We start from the raw sequence: 15,311 nt of genomic DNA on the forward strand, positions 1-15,311 counted from the left end.
CCGCCGCCCGTGTCTAGCTTACGGCTTCGCCGGCGTCTCGGTTGCCGTCTTGCCGGACGGGTTACCGAAGTACCGGAAGAAATCCGAATCCGGCCTCAGCAGGAAGCGGGTGTCGTTCGCACGCAGCCCGTTCTCGTAGGCCGTCATCGACCGGTAGAAGGCGAAGAAGTCGGCGTCCTTGCCGTAGGCCTCGGCAAACAGGCGGTTGCGCTCGGCATCGCCCGCACCGCGGGTCTGCTCGGCCTGCGAATTGGCTTCCGCGATGATGACGGTCGCCTCGCGGTCGGCCTTGGACTTGATCTCCTGAGCCTTCTGGCCCCCCTGTGCCCGGAACTCGGCGGCCTCGCGCTCACGCTCGGTCTTCATGCGCAGATAGACCGCCTGGCTGTTCTGCTCCGGCAGGTCGGCGCGGCGGATCCGGACGTCGACCACCTGAATGCCATAGCCGTCGGCCTCGCGGTCGAGCTGGTCGCGGATGCGCAGCATCAGCTTCTCGCGGTCGTCGCGCACCACGTTGATGAAGGTGACCTCGCCGAGCACGCGGCGCAGGGCCGCATTCAGGAGCGTGGTGAGCTGGATATTGGCAGCCTGGATCGAGCCGACGCTCTGATAGAAGCGCAGCGCATCCTTGATGCGATAGCGCGCGAAGGCGTCGACCACGAGCCGCTTCTGGTCGGAGGCGATCGCCTCCTGCGACGGGTTCTCCAGATCGAGAATCCGCTTGTCGATGTTGATCACCGAATTCCACGGCGCCTTGAAATGCAGGCCGGGCGCGGTGACGACGTCGACGGGCTTGCCGAATTGGAGCACGATCGTCTGCTCGGTCTGCTGCACCGTGAACAGGGACATGTAGGCCACGATCAGGACCAGAAGCAGCCCGAGCAGCGTGACGAAACCCGTAGCCGGAGATCTCATCGGTTGCCTCCGCTCGACTGCGGACCGGTCGCAGGTGTCCGTTTTGGCGCCAGTTCGGGAAGCGGCAGATAGGGCACGACGCCCTGACCTGAGGGGCCGCCGTCATAGACGAGCTTGTCGGCGCCGCCGAGCACGCGCTCCATCGTTTCCAGATAAATCCGCTCTCGCGTCACGTCGGGCGCCTTCTTGTATTCCTCGTAAACCTTCAGGAAGCGCGCGCTCTGGCCCTTGGCCTCGGCAACCGCCTGCTCCTTGTAGCCTTCGGCGTCCTGGAGGATCTTGGCTGCCCTTCCGTGCGCCTGCGGCACGACCTGATTGGCGTAGGTATGTGCTTCGTTTTGCAGCTGCTCGAGATTGGCACGGGCCGCCTGGACGTCGCGAAAGGCGTCGATCACCTGCGCCGGCGGATCCACCTTCTGCATCTGCACCTGGGTGATCTGAATGCCCGCGCCATAGCTGTCGAGGGTCTTCTGGATCAGCTCCTGCACACGCTGCTCGATCGTGTTGCGGGCGCCGGTCAGGATCGGCTGGATCTGCGAACGGCCGATCACCTCACGCATCGCGCTCTCGGAGACCGCCTTCACGGTACCTTCGGGATTCTGGATGTTGAAGAGGAAGTCGCCGATGCCGTCCGGCTTGATGCGCCAGAGCACGGTGAAGTCGACGTCGACGATGTTCTCGTCGCCGGTCAGCATCAGGCTCTCTTCAGGCACGTCGCGAATGGAGCGGCCGCGCCGCGCCGGATCCTCGATCAGCGTCATGCCAACCGAGATGGTGTTGACGCGCAGCGCCTTGGGCAGCAGCACTGTCTCGATCGGGTAGGGCAGATGATAGTTCAGGCCCGGCTGCACGGTGCGGACATGCTTGCCGAAGCGCAGCACGACGCCGAGCTCTTCGGACTGCACGCGGAAGAAGCCCGACAGCAGCCAGAAGGCGACGATCAGCAGGATGATCAGCGTGATACCCATGCCGGAGAAATAGCCGCCCGGCATGATCTGCTGGAGGCGGTCCTGGCCACGCCGCAGAAGGTCTTCCAGATCCGGCGGCCTCGGCCCGACCGGTTGCGGGCCCGAGCCCCATGGTCCCTTTGGACCCGAGCCCCATGGGCCACCGCCCTGATTCTTCCACGGCATTCGACGCTCTCCTCGGCAGGGTGGAATTGCCCCGCCCGCTTTGTCCGGTCCGGCTTTATAGGGGACAGGCAAGTCCCTTACAACGCAGCCCGACCGTCTTCCGAGCTATGCTCAGGCACGAAAAAGTCAATGTAAACATTGACGAAAGCGGTTAATGGCCGCGCCGCCGACGATATGTCACATAGGAGACGTCGGCGCTGTCGTCGGGGCCGGCAGGGTGGCAGACGCGCCTAACCTCGTCCCATTCCGCCTTGTCGATGTCGAAATGCGTATCGCCTTCGGGGCGCGCGTGCACTTCGGTGATTTCGAGACGATCGGCGCGACCAAGCCATTGCCGGAAGATCTCGGCGCCGCCGATCACCGCAATCTCGGTGACCGAACGCCGCAGGGCATCGCCGCGCGCGACCGCCTCCGCATCCGCTGGCGACGTCGTGACGATGGCGCCATTGGCGCGATAGGCCGGATCGCGGGTGACCACGATGTTGGTGCGGCCCGGCAGTGGCCGGCGCAGGGTCTCGAAGGTCTTGCGTCCCATGATCACCGGCTTGCCGATCGTCAGCGCCTTGAAGCGCGCCATATCGGACTTCAATCGCCACGGCATCGCATTGCCCGCGCCGATGACGCCATTCTCCGCGATTGCGACGACGAAAACGATCTCCATCAGGCAGAGCTCCCGGCAAGCTGGGTCAGCGCAGGCCCGGTGACCCGGCACAGCGTCCAGTCGTCCAGCATGACCGCGCCAAGGGATTTGTAGAACGCAATCGAGGGTGCGTTCCAGTCGAGCACCGCCCATTGCAGGCGCGACCAGCCGTTGTCGACGCATTCCCTGGCGAGGTAGGCCAGCAGCGCCTTGCCGAGGCCCTTGCCCCGGTGTGACGGCCGCACGTAGAGATCCTCGAGATAGATGCCGTGACGGCCGCTGAAGGTGGAGAAATTGAGAAACCACACCGCGAAGCCGACCGGCTCACCGTTCCACTCCGCGATCGCGCAATAGAGCTGCGGCCTCTCGCCGAACAGCGCGTCGGCGATGTCGGCCTCGGTCGCCTCGACCTCGTGCGACAGCTTTTCGTACTCGGCGAGCTCGCGGACGAAGGAGAGAACGAGCCTGGCCTCTCCGGGCTGCGCACGGCGGATGGTCGACGGCATCGGTGTCAGACCGCGACGTCCGCCTTGATGTGCGGATGCGGATCGTATCCGACGAGCTCGAAGTCTTCGTAGCGGAAGGAGAAGATGTCCTTCACGTCGGGGTTGATCCGCATCACCGGCAGTGCGCGCGGGGCGCGGCTGAGCTGGAGCCGCGCCTGCTCCAGATGGTTGGAATAAAGATGGGTGTCGCCGAGCGAGTGCACGAAGTCGCCGGGCTTGAGGCCGGTGACTTGTGCGACCATCATGGTGAGCAGCGCGTAGGATGCGATGTTGAAGGGCACGCCGAGGAAGACGTCCGCCGAACGCTGATAGAGCTGGCACGACAGCTTGCCGTTCGCGACATAGAACTGGAACAGCAGGTGGCAAGGCGGCAGCGCCATCTTGTCGACGTCCGCCGGATTCCAGGCTGTCACAATCAGCCGACGCGAATCCGGGGTGCGCTTGATCATGTCGATGACCTTGGCGATCTGGTCGATGCTGCCGCCGTCGGGTGTCGGCCAGGAGCGCCATTGATGGCCGTAGACCGGACCGAGATCGCCATTGGCGTCCGCCCATTCGTCCCAAATGGTGACGCCGTTGTCGCGAAGATATTTGATGTTGGTGTCGCCCTTCAGGAACCAGAGCAGCTCATGCACGATCGCCTTCAGCGGCAGCCGCTTGGTCGTCAGCATCGGGAAGCCGGCCGACAGATTGAAGCGCATCTGATGGCCGAACACCGAGAGCGTGCCGGTGCCGGTCCGGTCGGTCTTCTCGGCGCCGTCGGAAAGAATCCGCTCGAGCAGGTCCTGATATTGGTGCATGGGCGACTGAGCCTTTGGGGAGGCGCCGAACTTAACGACACCCCCAGCGCTGCGACAGCGGCGATTCGCTGTCCCCGTCGATTATACCCGGAAAAGTGAGTGTTCCCGGCACAAACGACAAGGGGCGAAAGTCAGCGTTCCGCCCCTCGCCTAGCGCCTTGATCGCCTTCGCTTAATTTGCCGGCTTGAGCACCGGGCTCCACTTCGCGATCTCGTTCTTGACCAGGGTCGCCAGCGCCTCCGGGGTTCGGTCCTTCGGCCCGGGGATAACGCTGCCGAGCTCGAGCAGGCGCTTCTTCACCGTCTCGTCGTCGAGCGCCTTGACGGCGGCGGCGTTCACGGTTGCCACGATCGCAGGCGAGGTTCCCTTGGGCGCGAACATCGCGTTCCAGGCCTGAGCCTGGAATGCCGGCAGGCCGGCTTCCGCCGTGGTCGGCACGTTCGGCAGCGACGGGTTGCGCTCGGCCGTGGCGATTGCATAGGCCTTGATGGTGCCGGCATTGATCTGCGGGACGGCGTTGACGATCTGGTCGCACATGTAGTCGACCTGACCCGCCACCAGCGCGTTCATCGCAGGTCCCGTGCCGTTGAAGGGCACGCCGACGGGCTTGATGTTCAGGATGGAGTGGAGGAGCTCGCACGAGACGTGCGAAACCGAGCCGACGCCGGCATGCGCGGCGTTCACCTTCTCGGCATTCGCCTTCACATAGGTGACGAACTCCTTGAGGTCCTTCGGCGGAAAGTCCTTGCGCGCCAGGATCAGGATCGGCGTGCCGGCTAGAAGTGCGATCGGCTCGAAGTCTTTCTCGGGGTGATAGGCCAGCTTCGGATAGAGCGGCACGGAGGCGGCATGCGTGCCCATATGCCCGGTGATCAGCGTATAGCCATCATTGGCCGCACGCGCGGCACGCGCCGTGGCGGTGGTGCCGCCGGCGCCGACCACGTTCTCGATGATGATGCTCTGCCCGAGCGTCTGCGCCATGTGCCCGGTAACGATGCGTGAGATCACGTCAGTCGGCCCGCCGGCCGCGAAAGGCACGATCATGGTAATGCTGCGCGTCGGATAGGTCTGCGCCTCAGCCGTTGCGATGAAGGCGCCCAGCGATGCGACCGCTGCTGCGCATGCGCCTGCGAGCGCGCGAATGAACGTCATGGCGATCCCCCTTGGACACAATAAAATGCCGGCCCAAAGGCCGGCATTTCCATTTCACAAAGCCGTAACACAAGTCGATTCGACTTCCGAATGCGGCGTGCCGACGCAGGACTGAGCCGACCAGGGCGCGGCCGACCTCAATTCTCGGACTCGGTGAACACCTCGTCGCGCTTGGCGCGCAACACGGGTAGCACCGTAAGGACAAGCAGGCTTGCCGCGACCGCAAGCAGCACCGCCGACAACGGACGCGTCAGGAACACGCTCCAGTCGCCGCGCGAGATCAGCAGCGCCCGGCGCAGGTTCTCTTCCATCAGTGGTCCCAGCACCATGCCGAGCAAGAGCGGCGCCGGCTCGAAATCGTGCTTGATCAGCCAATACCCGACGAGACCGAAGATGCCCGCGAGGATGACGTCGACCGGCGCGTTGTTCACCGAATAGATGCCGATCGCGCAGAAGATCACGATCGAGGGGAACATCAGCCGGTAGGGCACGCGCAAGAGCCGCACCCAGATTCCGACCAGCGGCAGATTGATGATGATCAGCATCAGATTGCCGATCCACATCGAGGCGATCATGCCCCAGACGAGATCCGGCTGCTTCTGCATCACCTGCGGACCGGGCACGATGCCATGGATGGTCATCGCGCCCACCATCAGCGCCATTACTGCGTTCGGCGGGATGCCGAGAGTGAGCAACGGAATGAACGAGGTCTGTGCCGCGGCATTGTTGGCACTCTCCGGCCCCGCCACGCCCTCGATCGCGCCGCGGCCGAACCGGGAGGGGTTCTTGGCGAGCTTCTTCTCGAGCGTATAGGCCGCGAAGGACGCGATCACCGCGCCGCCACCGGGCAGGATGCCGAGGATCGAGCCGAGCACAGTGCCACGCAGGATCGGCGGCGTCGAATCGGCCAGGTCCTTCCGGGTCGGCATCAGGCCGGTGATCTTCTGCTGCACGAGGTCGCGATTCATCTCGGCGCCGTGGTCGAGGTTGCGGATGATCTCGGCAAAGCCGAACACACCCATCGCCACGGTCGCAAAGCCGAGGCCGTCGGCGAGCTCCGGAATGTTGAAGGCCATGCGCGAGGCACCGGTCTCGATGTCCGAACCGACCATCGACAGCAACAGGCCGAACACGATCATCGCGATCGCCTTCAGCACCGAGCCCTTGGCCAGCACGACCGCGAAGATCAGACCGAGCACCATCAGCGAGAAATACTCGGCCGGGCCGAACGCCAGCGCGAGTTTCGTCAGGGGTGCGCCGAGCAGTGCGATCAAGACGGTCGCGACGCAGCCGGCGAAGAACGAGCCGATCGCGGCGATCGCCAGCGCCGGGCCGGCACGGCCCTGCTTAGCCATCTGGTGACCGTCGATGGCGGTCACGACCGATGTCGCCTCACCGGGTATGTTGACCAGGATCGACGTGGTCGAGCCGCCATATTGCGCACCGTAGTAGATGCCGGCGAGCATGATCAGCGCGCCGACCGGCGGCAGCCCGAACGTGATCGGCAGCAGCATCGCAACGGTCGCGATGGTGCCGATGCCGGGGAGAACGCCGACCAGCGTGCCGACGAGGGCGCCGATCAGGCACATCAGGAGGTTGATCGGGGAGAGCGCGACGGCGAAGCCGTGGGCGAGGTTGGCAAAGATATCCATCACGCCCTCACTGGACCAGGAAACGCGGAAACATCGGCATCGGCAGCCCGAGCACGTAGGGGAACAGGATTGCACAGCCGAGCGTCAGGCAGGCGCCGACGATGGCCGCCTCCAGCCAACGCGTCTCGTGCGAGCCCGTCGCGGCGATCATGAAGCTGGCAAAAGCCGTGACCACGAGGCCGAGCGGCCGGATCGCCAGCGCGAAGAACAGGATCGCCGCCATCACGAACAGCGGCCCGCGCCAGGAATAATGGGCGAGCGCCGGTCCCTCCGTGATCAAGCCGGTCAACGCGACGCCGGCAGACAGGGCAACCAGCAGTCCGCCGAACATACGCGGCGCAGTGCCCGCACCGAAGGAGAAGCCACGCATGCCCTGCAAATCGCTCGAGGCCCAGAGCGCGAACAGGGCCACGGCCATCAGGACGACGCCGCCGACATAATCTTGCGCCGAACGGATGGTCATGAACAGCGTGAGGATGGCCACCACAAACAGCGGATAGGAATAGATCAGTGCCAGCAGCACCTCGGACGACATCTTCTTGGCGCCGCCGCCAAACGATCCGAATATGGCGCTGGGCGCGCCGGCGAGCAGCGCCGTCGCGTGGCTGGTGACGACCGCCGCCGGACCGCGGCCAGCCCCCCAGCCGAAGATCGTCCCGATCGACCAGATTAATTCGAAAATCTGCGGCGCAATCGCCAGCAGACAAAAGCCGAGCGCCAACCGGGTGTTTCGGGTGGCTGTCGCTGAGTGGCCCATCGTGTCGGCCATGCCTGTCTCCTCCGCGACCTGTAAGTCACGAGCACTGTTGTTCTAAATCGGCTGGAACTGGTTACCCCCGCCCGGATCACTGCCTAGCGATTTTCATCACACAATGCCAGCAAAACCCAACACGCCGCCGGCCAGCAGAAGCCAGAGGGGATCGGCCCAGACCTCTGGCAATGGCCAGAACAGCGACCAGCCCGCGCGGTCCGGAACCTATCCAAAGGGAACCGCGGGATCGCGCCCCCAACCCTCTGTTTTTCGGAAGCTTTGCCCCCTATATTGGGGGTGCCGGTTCGCCGGCTATGGAAATAAACGGTCGTCGCAATAAACCATTCGGACCCGGGGGCGGTACCCGGCGCCTCCACCAAAGCCCACCATCGGGCGAGCCCGAAGCTGGGCTTTGGCGGGGGCGAAATAGGATCGACGAGGGCGTAAAGGGCGTACTTTTTCCCGGTATTGTTCCGCCGTTATCGGGCTACTGCAATAGTTGCCAACGACAACTTTGCTCCGGTTGCTCAGGCTGCGTAACGCAGTTTGAAAGACCACTCTAAAGTCCTAGTGGGTTAAGCTCCGCTAGGCGGGGTTCGGAGGCACCTGGCAACAGAAGCCTCCACTTTACTCTTCGATTTCTTCCCCGACGGGGACTCCTGCTCGCCCGTCAGGCGCGGTACTATTGCGACTTGGCGAGTCGGATCGGCAGGGTCCGGCTGTGGGGATGCAACAGGACCACCATGGCGACCGATCATATCCGATACGATGTGCTGGCCCGCGATGCGCTGCGCAGCGTGCTGCGGAAGGTGCTGAGCGATGCCGCGGCCCATGGCCTGCCGGGCGAGCACCATTTCTTCATCACCTTCGTGTCCAAGGCCGAGGGCGTGAAGCTGTCGCCGCGGCTGCTCGCGCAATATCCGGAGGAGATGACGATCATCCTCCAGCACCAGTTCTGGGATCTGACCGTGCTCGAGGACCGTTTCGAGGTCGGCCTGTCCTTTGGCGGCATTCCCGAGCGGCTGGTAGTGCCGTTCAGTGCCATCAAGAGCTTCCTCGATCCGTCCGTGAAGTTCGGTCTCCAGTTCGACACCTCCGACGTCACCGAGGTCGCGCCGGACAATCTGCCGGCAGCGCCCGCGCCATCGGCCGTATCGGTCCCGGCACCTGCCACGGAGAAGGCGGAAGCTGCCGACGAGCCGACCCCGCCAAGCCAGGGCGGCGCCGAGGTCGTGCGGCTCGATCGTTTCCGCAAGAAATGATCCAGCTTGGCCGCGAAGCCGTCGCGACTGCCCAAACTGCCTATATAGAGAAGCACATGAAGAGGCCGTGCGGCGCTTCGCGCGGCAGAATGGATGTGCTCATGGCCAAAGCGTCCCGCTCGAAGACTGCCCGCCCCGCAACCCGAACCGAGACCGACAGCTTCGGTCCCATCGAGGTCGCCGCCGACCGGTATTGGGGGGCGCAGACCGAGCGCTCGCGCCAGAATTTCCGCATCGGCACCGACCGCATGCCGATCTCGCTCGTGCATGCGCTCGGCATGGTCAAGCTCGCCGCCACGCAGTCCAATCTCGAGCTCGGCCTGCTCGACCAGCGCCGCGCCGATGCCATCATCCGCGCCGCGCGCGAGGTGATCGAGGGCAAGCTGGACGACCATTTCCCGCTTGTCGTGTGGCAGACCGGCTCGGGCACGCAGAGCAACATGAACCTCAACGAGGTGATCGCCAACCGCGCCAACGAGCTGCTCGGCGGCGAGCTCGGCGCCAAGAAGCCGGTGCATCCCAACGACCACGTCAACATGAGCCAGTCGTCGAACGACTCCTTCCCGACCGCGATGCACATCGCCGCCGCAAGCCGCATCAATGCCGATCTCGTCCCTGCGCTCGGTGAGCTGCTGCGCGCGCTGCGCAAGAAGGAGAAGGAGTTTTCGAAAATCGTGAAGATCGGCCGCACCCATACCCAGGATGCGACGCCGCTGACGCTCGGTCAGGAATTTTCCGGCTATGCGGCGCAGGTCGAAAGCGGCATCGCCCGGCTCAAGATCGCGGTGAAGGACCTCTATCCGCTGGCGCAGGGCGGCACAGCCGTCGGCACCGGCCTCAACTCGAAGCCGCGCTTTGCAAGGCTGTTCGCCAAGCACGTTGCCCGGATCACCAAACTGCCCTTCACCAGCGCTGCCAACAAATTCGAGGCGCTGGCCTCGAACGATGCCTATGTGCTGGCGCACGGCGCCATCAATTCCGTCGCGACCGGCCTGTTCAAGATCGCCAACGACATCCGCCTGCTCGGCTCCGGCCCGCGCTCAGGGCTCGGCGAATTGATCCTGCCGGAGAACGAGCCCGGCTCCTCGATCATGCCGGGCAAGGTCAACCCCACCCAATGCGAGGCGATGACCATGGTGTGCTGCCAGGTGTTCGGCAATCACACCGCAATCACGGTCGCCGGCAGCCAGGGCCATTTCGAGCTCAACGTCTACAAGCCGGTGCTGGCCTACAACATGCTGCACTCGATCCGCCTGATGGCGGATGCCGCGCGCTCCTTCACCGAGCATTGCGTCAGCGGCATCCGCGCCGACGAGAAGCGGATCAAGGAGCTGATGCAGCGCTCGCTGATGCTGGTGACGGCGCTCGCGCCTAAGATTGGCTACGACAACGCCGCCAAGGTGGCCAAGACGGCGCATGCCAACGGCACCACGTTGAAGGAGGAGGCACTGCGGCTCGGCTTCGTCTCGGCCGACGAGTTCGACCGGCTCGTCCGCCCCGAGAAGATGACCAGCCCGGGATGATTTCCGAATTCCGATAGCCATCCGTAATGATACGGACGCTCGGGGCCCAAAAATATGCGGCTTTGGGGGCGGGATTTGATTACCGTCAATGTTGCGGCGGGGCGGCGTGTTACGCAGGCCTACTGCCCTCGATGGGGCGAATTCATCCTTTGATGCCCCAAGGGCCGATTGACGAGGACGAGCGAATGGCGATCAAGTCTTCTGGGGCGCAGTGCGGCGCCCTGTTTCTGAATGTTTCATCCTGCCTGAAGAGGATCGGATGATGGAGACGCGGCATGGGGAACGTCATCAACCTGAATCGTTTCAGGAAGCGCGTCGAGCGGGAAGCCTCGGCGAAGCAGGCGGACGCCAACCGGGCGAAATTCGGGCGCACGAAGGCGGAACGGTCGTCCGAGGCGAAACGGGCGGACCAGGCCAAGGAGCATCTGGACCAGCACCGGATCGATCGCGAGGAGCAGCCATGAAGTCGCCGGTCGTGAAACGGTCGATCGTCGTCGCCGGCCACAAGACCAGCGTCAGCCTGGAAGAGGCGTTCTGGAACGGCATGAAAGAGATCTCCGGCTTGCGCAACATGACCTTGTCCGAGCTGGTCGGCGAGATCGACAACAACCGCCAGCAGGGCAATCTGTCGTCGGCGATCCGCCTGTTCGTCCTGGACTACTTCAAGAGCCGCGCCATGGCCGCCCAGCCGGACAAGGTCCCGGCCCAGTAGCCGTCGGGAGGCGCCCGCGACGGCGCCCCGGCCTCTGCACTTTAAAATCGCTCTAAGGTGCAGCTTCGGCGGGCGGGCGCGCTTGACCTCAATGCCCGGCGTTGAAAATACAGGGCATGACCGACACCACTGATACGCGTTCGCACATGCCGCTGGGTCTGGCCCAGCGCGGCTATACCGGCGTCATCCAGCACCTCGCCGCCAAAGAGGCTGGCTCGGCGCTTTCGGAGGTCGAGCTCGAGAGCCGCCTGATCGAGCTCGGCTTCGTCGAGGGCGCCCGGGTCGAGATCCTGCATGAGGGGCTGGTCGGACGCGACCCGATCGCGGTCCGGGTCGACAACATCACCATCGCGGTCCGCCGTCGCGAAGCCATGGCCATCATCGTCGCCTGACGCGCGACCGGAATCTTGCCCGCAAGGCCCTTGATCCCATGGAAGCACCGCTGCTGCATCTCGCCCTGGTCGGTACGCCCAACAGCGGCAAGACGTCGCTGTTCAACGCGCTGACCGGCAGCCGGCAGAAGGTCGCGAACTATCCCGGCGTCACCGTCGAGCGCAAGGAAGGCTTCTTCGTCACCCCGCTCGGCCGCCAGGTCTCCGTGGTCGACCTGCCCGGTACCTATTCGCTGCGCGGCCGCAGCCCGGACGAGGAGATCACCCGCGACTTCGTGCTCGGCAAGGCCTCCGGCGAGATCGTGCCCGATATCGTGCTGTGCGTCGCCGATTCCACCAATCTGCGCCTGACCATCCGCCTGCTGCTGGAGCTGAAGCGCACCGGGCGGCCGATGATCCTCGTGCTCAACATGTTCGACATCGCAAGCCGCCGCGGCATCGATGTCGACGTCGAGCGGCTCGCCAAGGAGCTCGACGTGCCCGTGGTCACCTCGATCGCGGTGCGCAAGGGCGGCACGGCCGACCTGCTCAAGCTGACCGACGAGATCTCGGCCAAGCTTGCCGCCGAGCCGCAGGACAACAGCTGGCGCGCGCTCACCGTCAGCGAATTGCGCGCGACCCAGCGCGAGGCCGACCGCATCATCGCCGACTGCGTCAGCCTGCCTGCTCGCCCCGACACCTGGACCGCACGGATCGACGCCGTCGTGTTGCATCCGGTCGGCGGGCTGATCGTGCTCGCGCTGATCCTGTTCGTGATGTTCCAGGCGGTGTTCGCCTGGGCGCAGCCGGCGATGGAGCTGCTGAAGTCCGGCTTCGACTCGCTCGGCGAGCTGGTGCATGCCACCCTGCCCGACGGCTTGCTGCAAAGCTTCCTGCAGAACGGCGTGATCTCCGGCGTCGGCAGCGTCATCGTGTTCCTGCCGCAGATCATCCTCATCTTCCTGTTCATCCTGCTCCTGGAAGATTTCGGCTACATGGCGCGCGCGGCGTTCCTGATGGACCGCATCATGGGCGGTGCCGGCCTGCACGGCCGCGCCTTCATACCGCTGCTGTCGAGCTTTGCCTGCGCCATTCCCGGCATCATGGCGACGCGCGTCATCGACGACAAGCGCGACCGGCTGACCACGATCCTGATCGCGCCGCTCATGACCTGCTCGGCACGCATCCCGGTCTATACGCTGATCATCTCCGCCTTCATCCCTGCCAAGGACGTCTGGGGCTTCGTCAACCTGCAGGGCCTCGTGATGTTCGGCCTCTACACGACCGGGATCGTCAGCGCGCTTGCCGTCTCGTTCGTGATCAAGTTCTTCATGATCCGCGACTATGCGCCGGCGCCGTTCATGCTGGAGCTGCCGGACTACAAATTGCCGCGCCTGAAGTCGGTCGCGATCGGCATCTTCACCCGCGCCAAGATGTTCCTGTACCGCGCCGGCACCACGATCTTCTCGATGATGGTGCTGATCTGGTTCCTGGCCTCGTTCCCGCAGCCGCCCGCGGGTGCCACCGAGCCCGCCATCGACTTCAGCCTCGCTGCGATGATCGGCAAGGCACTCGCGCCCCTGCTCGCCCCCGTCGGCTTCAACTGGCAGATCGCGGTGGCCTTGATCCCGGGCATGGCGGCGCGCGAGGTGGCGGTCGCGGCGCTCGGCACCGTCTATGCGATCGAGGGCGGCAAGGAAGCGGCCGAGCAGATCGGCCAGGTGCTGGCGACGAAATGGTCGCTCGCGACCGCGCTGTCGATGCTGGCCTGGTACATCTTCGCCCCGCAATGCGCCTCCACGCTCGCCGTGATCCGGCGCGAGACCGGCAGCTGGGCCTGGATGGGGGTCACCTTCGCCTACATGCTGGTGCTGGCCTATGCGGCGAGCCTCGTGACGTACAACGTCGCCGTCGCGCTCGGCGCGGGCTAGGGACCTTCAAAACAAAAAAGTGCGAAAACAACCCCATGCACAGTAGACCGGGGTTGCGAAATCAATGACTTACGGATTATCCTAAGCCGCCGATTGCGCCATCGGGCAAAATGAGCGAGACAATTGTCCGTTATTGCCCTCGCAAGGGACGAGCCTTACCTGAAATAGCCCAGCACGAGATCGACGTCCGCGCTGCGGGCCACGGTGCCGTTCAGCTCGGCGTCGATGACGCGGCGGCAGGCGTCCACCGCAGCGTGGTCGCCGAGGTCGTTGGCGGCTTCCAGCACGAGCCAGGCGGCGTCCACCGAGGCCTTGTCCGGAGCTGCGCCGCCGAGATCGGTCGTGACGGCATTGGCGAGATTCTTCTTGCGAACGGCGGTGCCGAATTGAGGCAACATTGCAGGTACTCCCTCTCCTCAGTGGACCTGTCAGTGGACTTGTCAGTGGACCTGGAGCTCGGGCTGACGGCCCGCATCGGCACCCGCGCCGGTCTTGCGCGACTGGTAGAACTTCAGAATGCTGCGCGAGGTCTCGATGTTGAGGCGGCCGAACTCGCGCTCGTTGTCGCGAAGGTCGCGCGCCGTGATCAGATGATCCTTGGCGCCGAGGAACAACAGCGACATCGTCGTGTCCCAGGAGAAATCGAGGGCCTTGCACAACACCAGGATCATCTCGCGGTTGCGGTCCATCAACGCGCGCTCGATCACGTCGACCGGCAGCGCCGACAGCAGCGACAGGCCGATCTGCACCTCGTCGAAGCGGTGCTGGCGGGCATAATTCGAGATCGAATCCTGGTTGAGATTGCCCTGACGATACTGGGTCGTGACCACGCGCTTGGCGACGAAATAGCTGCGCGAGGACGGGCCGAACTTGGACTGGAGATCGCCGGTGACTTCGGTCACCGAGCTCTGGATCTGCGTCATCATCTCGGGCCGCTCGGTCTCGAGGCGGCGGCGGACGTCTTCGGAGGCCTTCGCGATCAGCTGCTGGAAGATGTGGCGCGGCACGTCCTTGCGCAGGCCGAGCTGCTCGGCAAGGATCGAATCGCCCTCGGCGCGGCGGACCATGTGCAACAGGCCCGAGCCGGAGAAACGCGCGCCCTCGTTCCTGGCGACCGAGGTCACGACCTCCTGGTTGCCGCGCTTGACCAGCACATCGGTCACGGCTTCGCCGATCGACTGGCGCTGCGAGATCGCCAGCAGATGCGCCTGGCCCTTGGTCATGGCGCTCTCGATCAGCATCTTCTCGTCGATGCGGTTGGAATCGCGCAACACGGGACCGGCTACCGCGATCTCGTCGTCGAGGGCGAGCTTTTCGATGACGTTGAGCGGGGCGTGGTCGCAGGCCGACATCACTTCGGAAAGCTGCGCGCGCGCAGCCACCTCGATCTCGTCGGCAAGCCGGCCGATCACCTCGCCGAACATGCTGATCTCGTCGTCGCTGTAGCGGCCGGTGATCAGGATGTCGGTCGCATGCCACAATGCACGCGTCCGGCTCTCGTCGGTGCCGCGCGCGATCGCGTCGTCCAGATCCTGCAGAAGTGATTTCGCCCCGTTCATCTCGATCACCCCAGTTCTTGGCAGCCCGTTGGCGAGCCGTCCCGCCGCTCGCGGCGCGACGCCGAATTCCTCTGGGAACCAACGCTAGAGATGAAACGCGAGAATTCAGTAAAATCGGCAAATCAGTTTTGCCGACGAAAATTCGTTCAAATGCGAGGGAATGGATTAACTGTTGCGCATGAGCCGAGAAGCTTGAGGCACTGAAACCTCTCCGCGCGTCATGGCCGGGCTTGTCCCGGCCATCCACCCTTGCCGCATCGCACGAAGAACGTGGATGCCCGGGACAAGCCCGGGCATGACGAGCATCGGCAACGGAGCGCTTTAGATAGCGTCGCCTACGGATTTTGCGGCGTCAGCACCAGCGGCGGCTTCGGCCTCGGCTTGGCGGGCGGCGGGCCGGGGG

Annotated in this window: 16 protein-coding genes and 1 other RNA gene; 7 read left to right on the forward strand and 10 right to left on the reverse strand. The window is 64.6% G+C overall.

Going from position 1 to position 15,311, the window contains the following annotated elements:
* Positions 1-18: 18 nt before the first annotated feature.
* From hflC to HZZ13_RS20170, 8 genes are all read right to left on the reverse strand, one after another.
* Positions 19-915 carry a protease modulator HflC gene (gene hflC, locus HZZ13_RS20135; protein ID WP_197961271.1) on the reverse strand — a complete coding sequence of 299 codons (897 nt, stop codon included), beginning with the start codon at positions 913-915 and terminating at the stop codon, positions 19-21.
* Entirely contained in the window at positions 912-2,048 is a 1,137-nt protein-coding gene (hflK, locus tag HZZ13_RS20140; protein WP_197961272.1) for an FtsH protease activity modulator HflK, read from the reverse strand. Before hflK ends, hflC begins: the two co-directional genes overlap by 4 nt.
* A gap of 151 nt (positions 2,049-2,199) precedes the next feature.
* Entirely contained in the window at positions 2,200-2,709 is a 510-nt protein-coding gene (locus tag HZZ13_RS20145) for a dihydrofolate reductase (RefSeq protein ID WP_197961273.1), read from the reverse strand.
* Positions 2,709-3,194 carry a GNAT family N-acetyltransferase gene (locus HZZ13_RS20150; RefSeq protein WP_197961274.1) on the reverse strand — a complete coding sequence of 162 codons (486 nt, stop codon included), beginning with the start codon at positions 3,192-3,194 and terminating at the stop codon, positions 2,709-2,711. The genes HZZ13_RS20145 and HZZ13_RS20150 overlap by 1 nt, the downstream gene beginning before the upstream one ends.
* A 5-nt stretch (positions 3,195-3,199) precedes the next feature.
* A complete protein-coding gene (locus HZZ13_RS20155) occupies positions 3,200-3,994 on the reverse strand; it encodes a thymidylate synthase (RefSeq protein WP_197961275.1) in 795 nt (264 codons plus the stop codon).
* A 172-nt stretch (positions 3,995-4,166) separates the two neighbouring features.
* Positions 4,167-5,147 (reverse strand): tripartite tricarboxylate transporter substrate binding protein BugD, encoded by a 981-nt coding sequence (locus tag HZZ13_RS20160; protein WP_197961276.1) that lies wholly within the window; start codon positions 5,145-5,147, stop codon positions 4,167-4,169.
* Positions 5,148-5,284: 137 nt separating this feature from the next.
* Positions 5,285-6,799: a tripartite tricarboxylate transporter permease gene (locus tag HZZ13_RS20165; RefSeq protein WP_197961277.1), complete on the reverse strand. Its 1,515-nt coding sequence runs from the start codon at positions 6,797-6,799 to the stop codon at positions 5,285-5,287.
* Positions 6,800-6,806: 7 nt separating this feature from the next.
* The gene (locus tag HZZ13_RS20170) at positions 6,807-7,568 is read right to left on the reverse strand and encodes a tripartite tricarboxylate transporter TctB family protein (RefSeq protein ID WP_197961278.1); all 762 of its coding nucleotides are present in this window, start codon (positions 7,566-7,568) and stop codon (positions 6,807-6,809) included.
* A gap of 242 nt (positions 7,569-7,810) precedes the next feature.
* Between HZZ13_RS20170 and ssrA the strand changes: the two genes are divergently transcribed.
* The 7 genes from ssrA (at position 7,811) to feoB (ending at position 13,349) form a co-directional block, all read left to right on the forward strand.
* Positions 7,811-8,177, forward strand: a transfer-messenger RNA (tmRNA) gene (gene ssrA, locus HZZ13_RS20175).
* 116 nt (positions 8,178-8,293) lie between these two features.
* The gene (locus HZZ13_RS20180; protein WP_197961279.1) at positions 8,294-8,812 is read left to right on the forward strand and encodes an SspB family protein; all 519 of its coding nucleotides are present in this window, start codon (positions 8,294-8,296) and stop codon (positions 8,810-8,812) included.
* Between the two features lie 89 nt (positions 8,813-8,901).
* Complete coding sequence (gene fumC, locus HZZ13_RS20185; protein WP_197961280.1) at positions 8,902-10,335, forward strand: class II fumarate hydratase; 1,434 nt, start codon at positions 8,902-8,904, stop codon at positions 10,333-10,335.
* 275 nt (positions 10,336-10,610) lie between these two features.
* Positions 10,611-10,799 carry a DUF4169 family protein gene (locus tag HZZ13_RS20190; protein WP_109144934.1) on the forward strand — a complete coding sequence of 63 codons (189 nt, stop codon included), beginning with the start codon at positions 10,611-10,613 and terminating at the stop codon, positions 10,797-10,799.
* Entirely contained in the window at positions 10,796-11,047 is a 252-nt protein-coding gene (locus tag HZZ13_RS20195) for a ribbon-helix-helix domain-containing protein (RefSeq protein WP_025038043.1), read from the forward strand. Before HZZ13_RS20190 ends, HZZ13_RS20195 begins: the two co-directional genes overlap by 4 nt.
* A gap of 116 nt (positions 11,048-11,163) precedes the next feature.
* Positions 11,164-11,439, forward strand: a complete 276-nt coding sequence (locus HZZ13_RS20200; protein ID WP_197961281.1) for a FeoA family protein — start codon at positions 11,164-11,166, stop codon at positions 11,437-11,439.
* Between the two features lie 38 nt (positions 11,440-11,477).
* Positions 11,478-13,349 (forward strand): ferrous iron transporter B, encoded by a 1,872-nt coding sequence (gene feoB, locus HZZ13_RS20205; protein ID WP_197961282.1) that lies wholly within the window; start codon positions 11,478-11,480, stop codon positions 13,347-13,349.
* Positions 13,350-13,504: 155 nt separating this feature from the next.
* On the opposite strand, the gene HZZ13_RS20210 is transcribed toward feoB, so the two are convergent.
* Positions 13,505-13,747 carry a hypothetical protein gene (locus HZZ13_RS20210; protein ID WP_197961283.1) on the reverse strand — a complete coding sequence of 81 codons (243 nt, stop codon included), beginning with the start codon at positions 13,745-13,747 and terminating at the stop codon, positions 13,505-13,507.
* A gap of 42 nt (positions 13,748-13,789) precedes the next feature.
* The gene (locus HZZ13_RS20215; protein ID WP_197961284.1) at positions 13,790-14,908 is read right to left on the reverse strand and encodes a DUF2336 domain-containing protein; all 1,119 of its coding nucleotides are present in this window, start codon (positions 14,906-14,908) and stop codon (positions 13,790-13,792) included.
* Positions 14,909-15,311: the final 403 nt, after the last annotated feature.

The organism is Bradyrhizobium agreste (assembly GCF_016031625.1).
Classification (GTDB): Bacteria; Pseudomonadota; Alphaproteobacteria; order Rhizobiales; family Xanthobacteraceae; genus Bradyrhizobium; species Bradyrhizobium agreste.